The 17,121-nt window shown below is 58.7% G+C and carries 14 protein-coding genes; 8 read left to right on the forward strand and 6 right to left on the reverse strand.

The features are described from left to right. Positions 1-8 precede the first annotated feature (8 nt). The 4 genes from xylB to xylF form a co-directional block, all read right to left on the reverse strand. Positions 9-1,460: a xylulokinase gene (gene xylB / locus Q0915_RS25635; RefSeq protein ID WP_299483575.1), complete on the reverse strand. Its 1,452-nt coding sequence runs from the start codon at positions 1,458-1,460 to the stop codon at positions 9-11. A gap of 160 nt (positions 1,461-1,620) precedes the next feature. Next, positions 1,621-2,409 (reverse strand): ATP-binding cassette domain-containing protein, encoded by a 789-nt coding sequence (locus Q0915_RS25640; RefSeq protein WP_299483576.1) that lies wholly within the window; start codon positions 2,407-2,409, stop codon positions 1,621-1,623. Positions 2,410-2,412: 3 nt separating this feature from the next. Continuing rightward, a complete protein-coding gene (locus Q0915_RS25645) occupies positions 2,413-3,708 on the reverse strand; it encodes a sugar ABC transporter permease (RefSeq protein ID WP_299483577.1) in 1,296 nt (431 codons plus the stop codon). Between the two features lie 124 nt (positions 3,709-3,832). Next, positions 3,833-4,864: a D-xylose ABC transporter substrate-binding protein gene (xylF, locus tag Q0915_RS25650; RefSeq protein WP_299483578.1), complete on the reverse strand. Its 1,032-nt coding sequence runs from the start codon at positions 4,862-4,864 to the stop codon at positions 3,833-3,835. Between the two features lie 267 nt (positions 4,865-5,131). Between xylF and Q0915_RS25655 the strand changes: the two genes are divergently transcribed. From Q0915_RS25655 to Q0915_RS25690, 8 genes are all read left to right on the forward strand, one after another. Next, positions 5,132-6,397, forward strand: coding sequence for an ROK family transcriptional regulator (locus tag Q0915_RS25655; RefSeq protein WP_299483579.1), 1,266 nt, complete (start codon positions 5,132-5,134; stop codon positions 6,395-6,397). After that, positions 6,394-7,821, forward strand: coding sequence for a di-heme oxidoredictase family protein (locus Q0915_RS25660; RefSeq protein ID WP_299483580.1), 1,428 nt, complete (start codon positions 6,394-6,396; stop codon positions 7,819-7,821). The genes Q0915_RS25655 and Q0915_RS25660 overlap by 4 nt, the downstream gene beginning before the upstream one ends. Further along, complete coding sequence (locus Q0915_RS25665) at positions 7,818-9,479, forward strand: CRTAC1 family protein (protein ID WP_299483581.1); 1,662 nt, start codon at positions 7,818-7,820, stop codon at positions 9,477-9,479. Before Q0915_RS25660 ends, Q0915_RS25665 begins: the two co-directional genes overlap by 4 nt. Positions 9,480-9,730: 251 nt before the next feature. Beyond that, a complete protein-coding gene (locus tag Q0915_RS25670) occupies positions 9,731-9,985 on the forward strand; it encodes a hypothetical protein (protein WP_299544471.1) in 255 nt (84 codons plus the stop codon). Between the two features lie 276 nt (positions 9,986-10,261). After that, positions 10,262-11,611 (forward strand): NAD(P)-dependent oxidoreductase, encoded by a 1,350-nt coding sequence (locus tag Q0915_RS25675; protein ID WP_299483583.1) that lies wholly within the window; start codon positions 10,262-10,264, stop codon positions 11,609-11,611. Between the two features lie 37 nt (positions 11,612-11,648). After that, positions 11,649-12,962 (forward strand): NAD-dependent dihydropyrimidine dehydrogenase subunit PreA, encoded by a 1,314-nt coding sequence (gene preA / locus Q0915_RS25680; protein ID WP_299483584.1) that lies wholly within the window; start codon positions 11,649-11,651, stop codon positions 12,960-12,962. A gap of 126 nt (positions 12,963-13,088) precedes the next feature. Next, on the forward strand, positions 13,089-14,588 hold the full coding sequence (locus Q0915_RS25685; protein WP_299483585.1) for a BCCT family transporter: 1,500 nt from the start codon (positions 13,089-13,091) through the stop codon (positions 14,586-14,588). Continuing rightward, positions 14,585-15,004, forward strand: coding sequence for a hypothetical protein (locus Q0915_RS25690; protein ID WP_299483586.1), 420 nt, complete (start codon positions 14,585-14,587; stop codon positions 15,002-15,004). The genes Q0915_RS25685 and Q0915_RS25690 overlap by 4 nt, the downstream gene beginning before the upstream one ends. A gap of 254 nt (positions 15,005-15,258) precedes the next feature. Here the strand turns inward: Q0915_RS25690 and Q0915_RS25695 are convergent, their stop codons facing one another. Further along, positions 15,259-15,738: a DUF2269 domain-containing protein gene (locus tag Q0915_RS25695; protein WP_299483587.1), complete on the reverse strand. Its 480-nt coding sequence runs from the start codon at positions 15,736-15,738 to the stop codon at positions 15,259-15,261. After that, positions 15,738-17,036, reverse strand: coding sequence for an SDR family oxidoreductase (locus Q0915_RS25700; protein WP_299483588.1), 1,299 nt, complete (start codon positions 17,034-17,036; stop codon positions 15,738-15,740). The genes Q0915_RS25695 and Q0915_RS25700 overlap by 1 nt, the downstream gene beginning before the upstream one ends. Between the last annotated feature and the right edge of the window lie 85 nt (positions 17,037-17,121).

Genomic DNA, 17,121 nt, shown 5'->3' on the forward strand with positions numbered 1-17,121 from the left:
TTTGCTCCTCAGAAGCCGGCCTGTTTGAATGCCGGATACAGTTTGCGCCAGCGGCCATAGGCCTCGGCATAGTGTTCGGTAAGAGACGGAACCGGTTCAATGCTGGTTTTCAGAGCCGGTTTTCCAAAAACGCCATCGGTCGATCCGAGCGCGGCGGCCTGACCCAGCCTCGCGGCTCCCAGCGAAGCGCCGAAATCTCCGTCGACCGGGACGTCCACGGTAACGTTCAGCAAGCTGGCGATGATTTCGAGCCAGGCCTCGGACCGCGATCCACCCCCGACGGCAAGGACGCGGTCGATCTTCGTTCCGGCAACGCTCAATGCTTCCAGGCAGTCTTTCAGCGCGAAGGCAACGCCGTCGACTACGGCGTGGGTCAAGGCGTTGTCATCCGTTTCGTGCGAAATGCCTGCAAAACCGGCGCGGATGGCAACATCATTATGAGGCGTGCGCTCGCCGCCTAGATAGGGAAGGAAGGAAACCGCCGAGGGTCCTGAGACCCGCCCCAGCGCTTGCGTCAATTCTCCTGGTGTTTTTTTCAGGATCCCGGCGAGCCAGTTAAGGCTGTCGGTAGCCGACAGGATCACACCCATCTGATGCCAGGTTTCAGGCACCGCATGACAGAACGCATGCACGGCGCCGTCCACATTGGGCGAGAAACGATCGTTTGTGACGAAGAGAACGCCGGAGGTTCCGAGCGACACGAAGGCCGACCCCGGATCGACCGCACCGACGCCGCACGCCGATGCGGCATTGTCACCGCCGCCACCGGCGACCACGGGCGGGGCCGAAAAGCCCCAGCGTGAACAAAGGTCCGGCGTGAGCGTTCCCGACGCTTCCGATCCCTCAACGAGCCGGGGCATTTGAGCACGCGTCAATCCGGTTGCCGCGAGGAGCTCCTCGCTCCAGTCTCTTCGTGCCACATCCAGCCAGAGCGTGCCCGCGCTGTCGGACATGTCGCCGGCATATTCGCCGGTCAGCTTGAAACGCACGTAGTCCTTGGGCAGAAGCACCATTGCCGTTTTTGAAAAAATCTCCGGCTCGTTCTCGCGCACCCATTGAAGTTTCGGAGCCGTGAAGCCCGGCATCACCAGGTTACCGCCAAGGCTATGGAACTTCGGCTCCGCCTTTGTCAGCTCTTCGCACTGTTTTCCCGAGCGGCCATCGTTCCACAAGATGCAGGGGCGCAAAGGTTGTCCGCTGCTGTCGAGCAGCGTCGCGCCGTGCATATGCCCGGATAGTCCGATCCCTTTCACCGCGGCGAGTTCCGCCGGCGCCTTCGTCTTCAAGGCATCCAGCACAATCTCGCAGGCGCGCCACCAGCTGTCGGGATCCTGCTCCGACCAGCCGGGATGCGGACGCTCGACGGTGAGGTCCGACGTTGCCGATGCGATCAGGGACTGATCTTCGCCGAGCAGAATGGCTTTGACAGAACTCGTTCCGATGTCGAGACCGATATACATGAGGTGCGTTCCTCAGACTGCATCAAAAAGAAGGCCGAGCCCCGAGGACGGGATCCGGCGGGAAATTCGCCTATGCGTCATGAGCCGCCAAATTCCGCGGCGGCCAAATTGGGCCTGCGGGCCGGCTCCGAATTGCCGGACGCCCGCAGGCTCAACCGGTTTAGCCGACGGCTTCGTCTTCCACAAGCGCGCCCGGGCCGGGTGTGGCGCCGGGAGGACACTTGCCGAGAATGATCATGCCCAGCACGTCATCATCCGTAACGTCGGTCGTCTTAGCCGTGCCGACCAGCTGGCCGTTTTTCATAACCGCCAGGCGGTCGCACAGCTGAAAAACGTCATGGATGTCGTGGCTGATCAGGAAGATACCGAGGCCCTGTTTCTTCAGTTCCTGGATCAGTTCCGCCACCATCTGGGTTTCGTGAACCCCGAGTGCGGCGGTCGGCTCGTCCATGATCAGGATCTTGGCGTTGAAATAAACCGCGCGCGCGATGGCGACCGACTGGCGCTGACCACCCGACAAGGCCTTGACCGGCGCATGGAACTTTTTGAAGTTCGGGTTGAGCTTGCCCATGATCTTGCGGGTTTCCGCCTCCATGGCGTCGTCGTCGACGAAGCCGAAGGCGGTTGTCAGTTCGCGCCCGAGAAACAGGTTTGATGCCGCATCGAGATTGTCCGCCAGAGCGAGCGTCTGGTAAATCGTCTCGATGTTGTAGGAGCGAGCATCGCGAGGCGAGTGAATATGCGCCTCGTCCCCATTGATCAGGATCTGTCCGCTGTCAGCCTTGTAGGCACCGGAAAGAATCTTGATCAGCGTCGACTTGCCGGCACCATTGTGGCCAAGCAATCCAACAACTTCACCCGGATAGAGATCCACCGTAACGTGGTCGACTGCGTGCACCCCGCCGAAGGAGATGCACATGTCTTTCAATTCTACGAGAGGTGCTGACATGTCTTACTCTCCCGTGCGCTTGCGATAGATGATGTCGACCAGGACAGCCAGAACCAGCACGACGCCGACAACGATGTTCTGAAGCGGTGCATCCACACCGACCATAGCCATGCCGGACTGGAGCGACTGCATGATCAACGCGCCGAGAATTGCGCCATAGATCGTACCCACACCGCCTGAAAGAGCGGTCCCGCCGATCACGGCAGCCGCGATAACCCGTAACTCGTCCAGTGTCCCGATATCGTTGGTCGAAAATCCGAGACGCGCCGAGGCGACCGCTGCGGCAAGGGCACACAATCCACCCATGATCGCGAAGATTTTCACTGTGAGAAAACGGGTGTTGATGCCTGAAAGTTCGGCAGCGTCCGGATTGCCACCAGTTGCGAATATGTAGCGACCGAGACGCGTGCGCCGCGCGGTAACGGTCATGGCGACAGCTACGAGAATGAGAAGCACCACCGAATACGGAATGCCATATCCAACCTGCAAGCCTTCCGGCATGGTCTCGCCAGCCGCCTCAAACATCCGTTTCAGACGGGCGGCGGGGATATGGTAGGCGTTCAAAACGGCGACAAAGCCGAGGATTGCGAATGTGGTGATAGCGCCCAGTGTCAGCTCGGCCCAGACCGGCTTCACCGGAAAGCCGTGGGACGCGCGCCGGCGGCGCGAGGCAACCTGGAGCCATAGAACCAGTCCGACAGCAAGCAGGCCGAAGATCCAGGAGGCGCTTTCGCCCATGGTTCCGCCAATGCCACCAAGCATGGTGAAAGTCTCGTTCAGCGGTCCGATGGTCTGGCCGGACGTGATGAACCAGGCCACGTTTCTCCAGACCAGCAAACCGCCGAGCGTCACGATGAAAGCCGGAATGCCGAGATAACCGATCATCCAGCCCTGAAAAGCACCGATCAGGACACCGACGATGACACCCGCAATCAATGCCAGGACCCAGATTGCAGGATGGCCGAGGCCCAGAACTTCGGGGTGCGCGAGAATGTCCGTCTGAACGACCGCCATCACAGCCGCAACTGTCGCCAGCAGCGAACCGACAGACAGGTCAATGTGACGGGTCACGATGACGAAAACCATTCCCGTTGCCATTATGGCGACCGAAACCGTCTGGATCGTGAGATTGAAGATGTTGCGCGGCGTCAGAAACCGTCCATCGGTGAATACGTTGAACACCAGGCATAGGACAACAAATGCCCCGATCATACCCAAGAGACGTGTGTCGAGCTGTAACGCGGCAAACATGTTTCGAGCCGCCGGGCGGTCTGAGCCGGGCAGAGCGGTTTCGGACATCGAGGTAACTCCTGCTTGGAGACCATTACGCTTTTGCATCGGGTGGTCTGCCCGGGGCGCCGCTTATGCGCCCGTTATATACGGCCCCGATCTTACGACCGGGGCCGTGTTTTCGGCAAGCCGATTAGTTACAGGGAGCCGGACCGCCGGAAACACCCTGGCAAAGATCGTCCTTGGAGATCCAGCCGGCATCGACCACGGCGCTCAGATTGTCCTTGGTGATCGGAAGCGGAGCCAAGAACTTGGCAGTCAGTTCCGTACCGCCCGGTGACGTCCAGCTTGCGGAGCCGTCGACATCAGACATCTCGGAACCACCTGCAAGTGCGACGGCGATTTCGCCGGCAGCCTTGCCGAGTTCACGTGCGTCCTTCCAGACCGACACGGTCTGGGTGCCCTTGGCAACGCGGTTCAAGGCAGCATGATCGCCGTCCTGTCCGGAAACCGGAATGCCGTCCATGCCCTGTGCGGTGAGTGCAGCAACGACGCCGCCCGCGGTGCCGTCGTTCGACGCGACAACAGCATCAACCTTGTTGTCGTTCGCCGTCAGGATCTGTTCCATGTTGCGCTGTGCGTTCGCAGGCAGCCAGCCGTCGGTATAGGCTTCGCCGACGATCTTGATATCGCCGGAGTCGAGCGCGCCCTGAATGACTTCCTGCTGACCACCGCGGAGGAAGTCCGCGTTCGGGTCGGTCGGAGAGCCTTTAATCATGACGTAGTTGCCCTTTGGCTGAGCAGCGAGAACCGCTGCCGCCTGCATGCGGCCGACTTCGACGTTGTCGAACGTCAGGTAGAACGCACGCGGATCGTCGATCAGGCGGTCGTATCCGACAACCGGAATGCCTTCGTCTGCGGCAGCCTGGACAGCCGGGCCGATTGCCTGTGCGTCCTGCGCCAGGATGATCAGCGCAGTTGCGCCCTGCGCAATCAGCGCCTCAACGTCGGAAAGCTGCTTCGCGGACGAGCTTTGTGCATCAGCGGAAATGTATTTCGCGCCGGCAGCGTCCAGTGCGCCCTTGATGGCTGCTTCATCTGTCTTCCAGCGCTCTTCCTGGAAGTTTGACCAGCTGACGCCAACAACAATGTCTTCTGCACTGGCAGCTGTAATAGCAGTTGCGGACAGCAGAGCTCCCGCCAGCAAAGTGGTGATTTTACGCATTGCGATGTTTCCTCCAGTTGGCACGGCTACCAAGTGAGCCCCGCCGAAAATGCGTTATATTCGCCGGCACCTTGTTGCGGTGCCGCATAAAGGACAGCCTTGTTGTTATTTTTTTTGGTGCCCGAAAAAAAGTTGCAGGAAAGCGCAGCTCCTGTCAACATGGTTTTGCAAAACTCTGGTCACGAAGGCTATAAATTGTCATCGGAACGGAGAAAAACCGGGAGAAACCCGGGACAGAGGAAACACCTTGGGAAGAGCTGAGCGAGCATGACACGCAAGGCGGACCGGGATCAGATCCGGCGGCAAAACAGAAGTATCGTACTCCAGGCACTGCGCAGGAGCGGTCCCATGGCGCGGATCGATCTTGGCCAAATCACGCGGCTCAGTCCTGCGACGGTTACGGCCATAACCTCCGATTTGCTGGATCAGGGACTGATCCTGAGCCTGGAAAGCGAGGAACCGAAAACGCACCAGGCGCGGGGCAGGCCACGAACGCTTCTGAAGCTTGCGCCGGGTGCCGTCTACATCATTTGTGCGCGGCTGTCGGTCAACAATATCGACCTTTCGCTGGTCAATTTCGCGGGCGAAGTCGTGCGGGACAAGCGAACCAAGTTCGACAGTGCCAAGGCAGATGCCAGCAGCTTTCCCGGCGCCTTGACCAGCGCAATCCGAGCCTTTCTGGAGGAAGCCGGGGTCGACCCGTCACACGTCTGCGAGATCGGCGTTGCGGCTCAAGGTGTTGTCGAAACAGAAACAGGCCAGGTGGCCTGGAGCCCAGCCTTTTCCGGGCGCAAGATCCCGATTGTGGCCCCGCTCCAGGACGCCTTTGCTGCGGAGTGCTACATCTCCAACGATACCAACATGATCACCGAAGCGCTGCACTGGTCCGACCCCAGCCGGTACAGCGGAACCTTTGCCGTGATCATGCTCGACTACGGTGTCGGGATGGGCCTTTATCTGAACAATCAGCTCTTTTCCGGCGCCAGCGGAACGGCCGCGGAGTTCGGGCATGCGAATCATATCCCCGGGGGTGCGCTCTGTCGGTGCGGAAAACGCGGCTGTCTGGAAGCGTATTTGTCCGACTATGCCCTTGTCAGGGCCGCAAGCCATCTGCCGGAAGACACGGACCCAGTCACCATAAAGGCGGGCGTCAGTGGCCTTGCACAGCTGCTGGAACGTGCCGGATCCGGCGACGCGGACGCACTCGACACATTCCAGGAAGCCGGACGTGTCCTGGGTTACGGAATTGCGCGGGTGATCGCCATGATCGATCCAAAGCGAATCGTCCTCACGGGCGCTGCGGTACGCGCCTTCTCCTTCATGGAACAGAGCATGTGGGAAGGCCTGGAAGAGGCGCTGGTTGCGGACCTTCGGAACAATTTTTCCCTGGATGTGATGCCCTGGAACGAGGACTTCATCCGCAGCGGGCTGATCGCGCAATCCATGGAACGTCTCGACAAGGACTTTCTCGGAGCCGCCTCACAACGTAGCCGCCGGATCGGGCGTGCGGACAGCGAGGAGTTATCTGCGTGACCGATTTTTCGCGACTGGGCGTCCTGATGACCTGCGCCGGGTTGGCCTTTCCCACGCCCTTGTCTGCCGACCCGGATCTACCGCCCTGGAGCGAGCGGGCGATCCAGGAGGATATCGACATTGAAGCGCTGGCAGCGTCGGGGCAGGATCCAATTCCCGTTCTCCAGCCACTCGGCGAGCACTTGTTTTCCGCCAAGTTCACAAGTCTCGACGGCGCGGGCCGGCCTGACGCAACTGGAGCCATTGTTCCGACAAAAGTCCGCCGGAAGTCGCATCTCACTTTCCAGCGCCTTGCCGGACCGGATGCAAACGCGTGTGCGTCCTGCCACAACGAACCCGTTGTCGGGGGCGCCGGTTCGTTCACCGCAAATGTGTTTGTATCCGAAGGCTTCGAAAGTGCGGATTTCGATACGATCGACCCGCAGTTCTCAAACGAGCGCAATACCAATGCGCTCCAGGGAGCAGGGTTGATCGAATTGCTTGCCCGCGAGATGACGACCGATTTGCGCACAGCAAGACAGTCGCTTCTCAAAAAGGCGCGCACCAGCGGACAGCCGGAGAAGACGGAACTTGAAACCAAGGGCGTAACATTCGGGAGCCTGACAGCCTTCCCGGACGGTACGCTCGATGTTTCCGGGCTGGACGGCGTCGACGACGACCTGACCATCCGCCCCTTCAGCCAAAAAGGTGTCTTTGCCTCGCTCCGCCAGTTCACGGTCAATGCCATGAATGCCCACCACGGAATTCAGCCGAGCGAACGTTTCGGCCCGAAGTGGACCGGCACGAGAGATTTCGACGCCGACGGCATCGCTGACGAGATGTCGACAGGCCAGATTTCCGCACTGGTGGCCTGGCAGGCGACACTGCCGGCACCGACACGCATGCAGGATTTGCCCGACGTCTGGGAAACCGCCAGCGCCGAGGGCGAACAGGTTTTCGGGACAATCGGATGCAGTTCCTGCCATATTCCATCCTTGCCGCTGGACTCGCTCGTCTTTCACGATCCTGGCCCGTTCGATACGGCCGGAACCCTGCGCCCGAGCGACTTGGACACACCGTTGGCGCTCGATCTTGCGACGCTGAAGTGGGTGCAGGCCCTGCCGAAGGACGCGCAGGGCCGCGTGCTGGTGCCGCTTTACGGCGACCTCAAGCGCCACGAAATCGCAGATACGCAAAACGAGACCTATGGCAATGAACTCCTTGCTCAGAGATTTGTTGCCAGGGATGTCTTCATTACCGCCGAGCTCTGGGGGATCGGCAGCACGGCGCCTTATGGTCATCGCGGCGACCTGACGACATTGAACGAGGCGATCCTCGCGCACGGTGGTGCGGCAACAGAAAGCCGCAAGGCCTATTCGGGCCTTGCGGAAGAAGAACGGCAATCCGTTATCGCATTCTTGCGCAGCCTGGAGATCGCCCAATGACGCGCACTGTTTCGTCCGTGAGCGCTTTGCTGGCCTGCACTCTTGCCGCGTCCGTGCTGCCCGCAACGGCATCGGAACGGGAAATGTCCCTGGCGCCGGTTCCAGGTTTTGTCGAAGAAGCGCAGGCTGCAGGGCTCGCGCATGTTTATGACGGCGCCTGGGAGTATTTTGTCGGCGGCGGTGTCGCGATTTTCGACTGCGACGGCGACCGCCGCCCGGATCTCTTCCTGGCTGGTGGCAAGAACCCGTCACAGCTGTTCAAGAATGTTAGCCCGACCGGGGGTGAACTGGCATTTTCAGGTGTCGAGAGCGGACTTGCGCAGAAGCAATCCGAGAAGGTGCTGGGCGCTTACCCGATCGACTTCGACAATGACGACATTCTCGACCTTGTCCTGTTGCGTCTTGGCGAGAACCTGCTCCTGAAGGGCCAGGGAGACTGCACGTTCGAAGTCGCGAACCGTGCGCTGGCGTTTGACGGTGGCCGCGCTTGGACAACGGCCTTTTCAGCCACATACGAGCCGGGCAGCGAGTATCCGACACTTGCCTTCGGTAACTATGTCGACCGGTCGCAGCCGGGAGCACCCTGGGGAACCTGTCACGACAATTCCCTGTTTCGGCCGGAGAAATCTGAAGGTGGCACGGTCGCCTATCCGGAGCCCATCCGTCTTTCGCCCGGATACTGCGCCCTTTCAATTCTGTTCACGGACTGGAACCGTTCCGGCGAGCCGTCGCTGCGGGTTTCCAACGACCGCCACTATTACAGGGGCGGACAGGAGCAGCTCTGGGCCGTTCCCCCGAACCGGCCACCGCGTCCGTACCGCAAGACCGACGGCTGGCAGCACCTGAAGATCTGGGGCATGGGCATTGCCTCCGTTGATCTCGACGTGGACGGCTTTCCCGAATACGCGCTGACGAGCATGGGCGATACCAAACTCCAGAAACTTGATGTGGAATCGGACGAGACGGTTCCGGTCTATCAGGATATTGCTTTCGATCTCGGACTGACCGCTCACCGCCCCTATGCCGGAGAGGACCTGAAGCCCTCCACCGGCTGGCACTCGGAGTTTCAGGACGTCAACAATGACGGACTGTGGGACCTCTTCATTGCCAAGGGCAACGTTGAGGCGATGCCTGATTTTGCTGCTTTCGATCCGGACAACCTGCTGATCGGACAGTGGGACGGAGGCTTTCGGGAAGCCGGTGACCTTTCCGGGATTGGGCTTGACCGGCGGGGCCGCGGAGCCGGGCTTGCGGACTTCAACTCAGACGGGCTACTCGATCTCGTGGTCGTCAATCGCGCCGCTCCTGTCAGTTTGTTTCGCAATGTCGGACAAGGAAATGCCGCTGCGCCCCAACCTCTCGGAAACTGGCTTGCCGTCGACATTCGCCAGCCGGGCAGCGCCAACTCAAGAGCGATCGGTGCCAAAATCAGCGTGAAAACCGGAAACCATACGATCGTGAAGGACATCCAGATCGGCGCCGGCCATGCGTCCGGGCAACTGACATTTGCGCATTTCGGTCTTGGCGTTGCCGAACGGGCGAATGTTCGAATCAAATGGCCGGATGGCGACTGGAGCCACGCCTACCGGGTCTTTGCCAACAGCCATGTCATCATTGAACGCGGCTCGGAAAAAGCGCGCCTCTGGTATCCTGAGTAGGTTTGCGAACTTGGCGTAGAGGGCAATTGGCCGGCCATTTTCATGTCGGCAACCGGAAAATGGCCTGGTTTGAAACAAAGTAAAATTTTCTGGGCATAACTTTTAACAAGCTCGCCGCGTGCCCTTCCCTGCGGCGCTTCTGCCACAATCCAAGGTATAGTCTACAGACTGATAAGGTCGGTTTTCCGCATTCGGGGTGTTGGGCAATTGTTCCGAACTGCGGGCTAGAGTAGCCGAAGGTGGGCAGTAAAATGTTTGTTGGGTTTTTGATCGGAGCCATATTTTATGGCGCCATGACGCTTGTTTTCCTAATCCTTTCGTCCGCGGAGCTTCTGGAAAACTGCATGAGCACGCCGTCGCGGCTCGCCCGGGTATTCGTCATATCCATATTCTGGCCCATGAGCCTCGTTCTGCTTTCCCTGATTTTTGCATTTACGCGTTACGGCAGGTTGCTTCATCGCCTCGGCGAGAGACCGGTCTTCCGCTTGTCGCATGGCGCTTCATAAAGCGACCCGCAATTCCGCGATTCAACCTCTAAACGGTCCGATTTGCGCTATCGGAGCGCAAGTGCGGGTGATGCCGAAATTTTAATCACGCCACTTTTTTGTCATAAGTCTTTGCGAATTCAGCATTTTATTTGCTGAATTTTTTTCTCAAGTTTTTAATCGTTCTAAAAATATTTGACTAACTGTTCAAATTTTTGCCCAATAGCATCATAAGCTTCCTCAAAAAAATGAAGGAGGCCACCCAGAGACATGATCGCCAACCTTCCGGAGATCTCCATGACCCAGACCAAAGCCGGCCCGGACATCGCCGCCGGACGCCTGCCTGAGGATGCATATTCTGAGAACTTCAGTGACCTGCATCCGCTGCTGGAACAGCATGAAGCACAAGTCGAGGCAGACCGTTGCTACTTCTGCTACGACGCACCGTGCATGCAGGCTTGCCCGACAAGCATCGACATCCCTCAATTTATCCGCCAGATCTCGACCGGAAACCCCGACGGATCGGCAAAGACGATCTTCGAGCAGAATATTCTGGGCGGCATGTGCGCGCGCGTCTGCCCGACCGAAACCTTGTGCGAAGAGGTTTGCGTTCGGGAAGTTGCAGAAGGCAAGCCAGTCAAAATCGGTCAGCTGCAGCGGTATGCCACCGACCATTATATGAGCGGGCACGACGAGACACCCTTTTCCAGGGCCGCTGCCAGCGGCAAAAAAGTTGCCGTTGTCGGAGCCGGTCCTGCAGGCCTCTCCTGTGCCCACCGGCTGGCTGTTCACGGGCATGAGGTCACGCTGTTCGACGCCCGCGACAAGGCCGGCGGACTGAATGAATTCGGTATTGCTTCCTATAAATCCGTCGAAAATTTCGCGCAGCGCGAAGTGGACTTTGTGCTGTCGATCGGCGGCATTGAGCTCAAGACCGGTATGCGCCTTGGAGACAACATTGATCTTGCAGAGCTGCGCGCGACGTTTGACGCAGTTTTCCTCAGCATCGGCCTTGGCGGCGTGAACGCGCTCAACAAGGAAAACGAAAGCCACAACGGCGTTCTCAACGCAGTCGACTATATTTCCGACATTCGCCAGGCGGACGAACTTTCGCAGTTGCCTGTCGGGCGCAACATAGTCGTCATCGGCGGCGGCATGACCGCTGTCGACATCGCGGTACAGAAAAAGCTGCTTGGTGCCGACGATGTTACAATCGTCTACCGGCGCGAACAGGACCGCATGAACGCTTCGAAATTCGAACAGGAACTCGCACAGACGACCGGTGTCAAAATCCTGACGAACGCGCAACCGCATGCCCTGGTCACCGAAAACGGGCATATCAGCTCCATCGAGTTGGAACGGACAGTGTCATTGGCGGATGGTACCCTGAACGGCACCGGCGAGATTCTGTCGCTGCCCGCCGATATGGTGTTCAAGGCCGTTGGGCAGACGCTGGTGCGTGATGATCTTGACGCCACCATCGCCCTTGAGAAGGGGCGGATCGTCGTCGACGCGGATCGCAAGACCAGTCTCGACGACGTGTGGGCAGGAGGCGACTGCGTCCTGGGCGGCGAAGACCTGACTGTCACCGCGGTGGAAGACGGCAAAATCGCAGCAGAAAGCATCAACGCCGCCCTGAACGCCTGATCGGCGTCCGGCGTTTCGGATCTAGGGGAGAGTCATCATGGCTGACCTGCGTACAAATTTTATCGGCATCAAATCGACCAATCCGTTCTGGCTGGCGTCGGCACCGCCAACAGACAAGGAATACAATGTCGTTCGCGCCTTCAAGGCAGGCTGGGGCGGCGTTGTCTGGAAAACGCTCGGCGAAGACCCGGCGATCGTCAATGTCAATGGACCGCGATATGGCGCAATCCACGGCAAGGACCGTCAGCTTATCGGTCTCAACAACATTGAACTGATCACGGACCGACCGCTCGAGGTAAATCTTCAGGAGATCAAGAAGGTCAAACGCGACTGGCCTGACCGTGCGCTTGTTGTCTCGCTCATGGTTCCGTGTGAGGAGGCAAACTGGATCAACATCCTGAAACGCGTTGAGGATACTGAAGCGGACGGCGTCGAACTCAATTTCGGCTGCCCGCACGGTATGAGTGAACGCGGCATGGGTTCGGCCGTGGGCCAGGTGCCCGAATATATCGAGATGGTCACCCGCTGGGTGAAACAGCATTCACGCATGCCCTGCATCGTGAAACTCACCCCGAACATCACCGACGTTCGCAAGCCGGCAGAGGCAGCAAAGGCCGGCGGCGCCGATGCCGTCTCGCTGATCAACACCATAAATTCCATCATGGGTGTCGATCTCGACGAAATGTCCCCTTCGCCTTCCGTCGATGGCAAAGGTGCGCATGGCGGATATTGCGGACCGGCGGTGAAACCAATCGCGCTCAACATGGTTGCGGAAATCGCGCGCGACCCCGCAACGCACGGATTGCCGATCTCCGGTATCGGCGGCATCACGACCTGGCGCGACGCAGCTGAGTTCATGGCGCTCGGTGCAGGATCGGTCCAGGTCTGTACTGCTGCGATGACCTACGGGTTCAAGGTGGTGGAGGATATGATCGACGGTCTGAGCGACTGGATGGACCAGAAGGGCTATACTTCGGTTGACCAGTTCGTCGGCAACGCTGTTCCGAATGTTTCCGACTGGCAGTATCTCAACCTCAACTACATCGCGAAGGCCAAGATCGACCAGGATCTTTGCATCAAGTGTGGCCGTTGCCACATTGCCTGCGAAGACACCTCACACCAGGCTATAACAAGCATGGTGAACGGCGAACGCCGCTTCGAGGTGATCGACGAGGAATGCGTCGGCTGTAATCTTTGCGTCAATGTGTGTCCGGTCGAGAACTGCATTACGATGGAGCCGATGGCGGCCGGCAGTATCGACCCGCGCACCAAGCAGGTCGTTGAAAAGGGCTACGCCAACTGGACGACGCATCCGAACAATCCGATGGCTGCCAAGGACGCAGCGGAATAACATTGGGCTGCATTTCACGAACGCGCAGGCAAGTCCCGAATTTGCCTGCGCTTTTTCGTTTCAACGCATTGATGTCTGCGACGTCGCCCTCTAGCCTACCCGGAAGTAAAATTCAGGTGGGCGCGTATGCAAGATTCCCGGCTTCTGTTAGCGACCTCGATCGGCCTCTGCGCCGTTATCGGTTTTTGGGGTGTCATCGACCCGGCAAGTTTGCAAGCGATCGCAAAGGAAATCGTCGACCAGTATTTCTTCAGCCGCGGCTGGTTCGTCATGTTGTCCGTGACGCTCATGCTGCTCTTCTGTCTCGGGCTGACTGTCACGAAATACGGTGACATTCGACTTGGGGCGGACACAGACAGGCCAGAATATTCGACACCCACATGGATCGCGATGCTCTTCGCCGCGGGCATGGGTGTCGGTCTCTTGTTCTGGGCGGTCGCCGAGCCGCTCACACATTTCTACTTCGCAAAGGACTTTCTGCCGACACCGCTTGCGGCCGAACAAGCCCTGCTTGCCGCAAACTTCAACTGGGGCATTCACGCCTGGGCCATCTATGGCACGACAGCGCTGACAATTGCCTATTTCAGCTTCCGGCGCGGGACTCCCATGCTGGTCAGCGCGCCGGTGAAGAACCTCTTTCCCGGCGAAAGCTGGGCGACTGCCGTCGGCTGGTTTTCAGACTTCATGGCAATTGCGGCGATCGCCATCGGGGTCGGCGGCTCAGTTGCAATGGGGGTGTTTCAGGTCGCCGACGGGGTCACGGTGCTCTTTGGCGGCGACGTGACGCCGTCCTGGCTGGTCGCTGCCGTTTTCTTCCTCATGATTGCGGCCTATATCCCGCCTCTTCTTGTTGACCTCGGTAGCGGGATGGCCCGCCTGTCCAACATAGCCATGGCGCTTGCGATCGCGCTTGTTGCCTATACGGTCATTCTCGGGCCTTCCGAGTTCCTGCTGAACTCCATCATCGGCGGCATCGGGAACTACGTGGCGGAAGTTCTCCCGCGGGGGCTGCAGACTTTCACGTTTTACGGGGACGAAACCAGTAAGTGGTTCCAGGACTGGACGCTCACCTACATGGTCTGGTGGATTGCCTGGGGACCGTTTGTCGGGGTTTTTGTTGCCCGTATTTCCAAGGGCCGGACGATCCGGGAGTTCGTTCTGGGCGTCTTGATCGGCCCAACCCTTTTCTCAACCATCTGGTTCGGTGCCTTTGGCGGCGTCGGTCTTTACGAATCTCTGGATGGCCAGGGCGAACTGCTTGCGATGACGCAGACCAATGTCGAGCGCATGACCTTCGCGCTTCTGGACCGGTTGCCGCTTGCCACATTGACCACGCTTGTAACGATCGCCGCAGCGTTCCTTTTCATCGTCACGAGCGTCGTCAGTGCCGCCTTCGTGCTCGGCATGTTCTCGACCGGTGGCAATCCCGACCCGAGCGCAAAGGTGCGGGTCATCTGGGGCGGCCTCCTCGGCGTGTTGGGCGCCGCCATGATCCTGTCGGGCTCCATGAACGCTGTCAAAACACTGATCGCGCTCGGAGCCCTGCCATTCGTTTTCATCACCGTTCTCCTGATGACGTGCCTGATCCGAGCGTTGTTGCAGGACAGTCAGGAGAATAGGCAATGACGCGTCTGAAGCACTTTGCATCTGCTATGGTTTTGATTGTGAGCATCATTGCGCCTGCCCCTGCGCAAGCGTGCAGGCTCATAAGCAGCGAAACCCAGACCTTTCTTAACTATTTGCCGATAACTGCGGTCAATGAGGAGGTTATTGCGCTTGTCTCCATTGAGGAGAGATCCGTCTCTTACGACAAGCCGTTTTTGAAGGTAAAAGTCGTAAAGTCGATAGCAGGCGTATCGACCGGACAACTTCTCAATGTTGCCTGGGAGCGTCATTCCTGTTCACGCGACCGCGATGTTACAACGGGAAAAATGTACTTTATTGCTGGCTCAATCGATCGGAACAACCTGTTTCGCGGTGAATGGAAGAACATCCCTCTGTTCGCCATATATGCGCGTGGCCAGCCCTCTAAAGTGCCATGACCCAGCAAACCAGCGTATCAGTTCAAACGAGGAGAGGAGCGCCATGCTGATCGGTGATCCGGTAGACACTTTCCTGAACCTTGGCACCTTCGCTTTCATCGGAGCGATGATCTGGATCCTGATGCGAAAGCCGCCTGCCTAAAGCATCTAGTGAAAAGTTGGATCGCCTGCCGCTTCCTGAAATCGTAGATTTCAACGCGATAGGTGATAAGCTTTGTTTCAAGGTTTTCCCGAAACGCCATAGGTCAGCCGGTTCAAATCCCAACTGTCAGATCAGGCCTAGTGAGCATCAGCCAGATGATCGCAAGGACCGCAAAAAAGGCCGGAAACCCACACGCGAACCATACCCTATAGAGCCTGTGATATTCGGCCGGCAACGGCGCACCGTCGGCGGCAGCGGCTTGCGCGAGCCGGCGCATCCTGATCTGGATCCAGACAACCGGCAGCCAGAAGGCGCCAACAAACACATAAAGACACAAGGAAATCAGAACCCAGCCTTCCAGGAGCGACCAGCCGATTTCGCGGGTCAGAAGATAGCCGGTGACGGGCTGAAAAATTGCTGCGGTTGCCGTGAATACGGTATCGGCCACAACGACAATTCCGGCAACATGGGCGATCAGGACCGGGTCCTGGGACCGGTTGGACATGACCATGAAAAACGCAATGCCAGCGCCGGTCCCTAAAAGCACACAAGCGCCGCTTACATGGGCAAAGCGCAGCAGATCGTACCACATCACCTTTCCTCCAGGACGAGTGCGACAAGAAGGGCGAGTGCCATTCCCGGAAGAACTTTCACAAAAACACCAAGCGGATCGAGCCAGAGGTGCGGCGTCAGTATCGTGCCGGCGGCCAGATAGACTGCGGAAAGGGCAATCATGCCAAGGCACGCCAGACGCGTCCATCGCCGGAACAAGACAGCAAGTCCAAGGCCGAGGTCAAGGATAGAGCCGGATACCACCGCTGCGGCCGCAATCGACACCGAGACGCCTTGATCGGTAAGCACCGCCGTCGCTTTGCTGAAAGACACCAGTCCGAACATGCCGGACAAAAGCCAAAACAGCGACAGACAGCCGATCGCAAGGGGGAGCGCCAGATACAAACGTGAAAACATGCGCTCCTGCGCTGTCGCGGGCATTTCGTCCAGTGTCTCGCGTAGCGATTTCAGCGGCGCGCCGTCCAGGCTCTTCCAGGTGTCCGGATCACCGGTGATACCGGCTTCGAGCGATCGCAACGCATTCGTTCTCAGCGGTGAACGCCAACCCAGCCACCCGAGCGCATCGGCGCAGCGCCCCAGCAGCTTAAGCGACCACGCAGGCACTTTGACCCGAAACCGCCAGGCAGGAAATCCCAGCCAGGCGCGCAGCTTTTCGGTCAACTCGGAAAACGTCTGAGACCCTGTTTCGGTGAGGTCCGCGACGAAGCGGGTCCCAAGGCGGCCTTCTGCCGCTTCCGCGACTGCGCCCGCAAGATCGCCGACATGTATCGTCTGAACCTTCGCTTCCGGCATGATCATGCCCTGAACGGCGGGAAAAGCGGCGGCCGCCCGCAACAGAGCCGTGCCTCCATAGGCCTGGGACCCGAGAACAAGCACGGGACGCAACACAATCCACTCGATATCGGACGACATGATGATTGCGTCGCCCCTGGCTTTGGTTCGGAAGAAATCGGTCAGTGCATCTTCCGTCACCCCGGCCGCGGAAATCTGAATGAGTTTTGTCCGGGTTCCGGCCAGTGCATCACAAATGTTGCTCACAGCCGTTTCGTGGATGGCTTTCAGATTATCGCGCGCACCGTCCTGAAGCGTGCCGGAAGCATTCACCACTACGTCTGCGTCCGCCAGAAGCTGTTTCCAGTCGCCAATCGAGGTTTGCGCGATATTGCGGATCGACCACTCGATATCGGGGAATTCCGCATTAGCGAGCTTGGAGGAACGTCCAACGCCGCAGACCGAAAAACCTTTCTTTTCCAGCGCCCTGACACAGGCAGAGCCTATGAACCCATACGCTCCGAGAACAACGGCTTTTTTATTCATGCTCTCTGCCTTGCTGGATGACGCCCAGTTGTGTTTAAGCTGCTTCATCTGTTCAGTAAAATGAAAAAGGCCGCCTCTAAAGGCG

The sequence above is a fragment of the uncultured Roseibium sp. genome (assembly GCF_947494555.1).
GTDB lineage: Bacteria > Pseudomonadota > Alphaproteobacteria > Rhizobiales > Stappiaceae > Roseibium.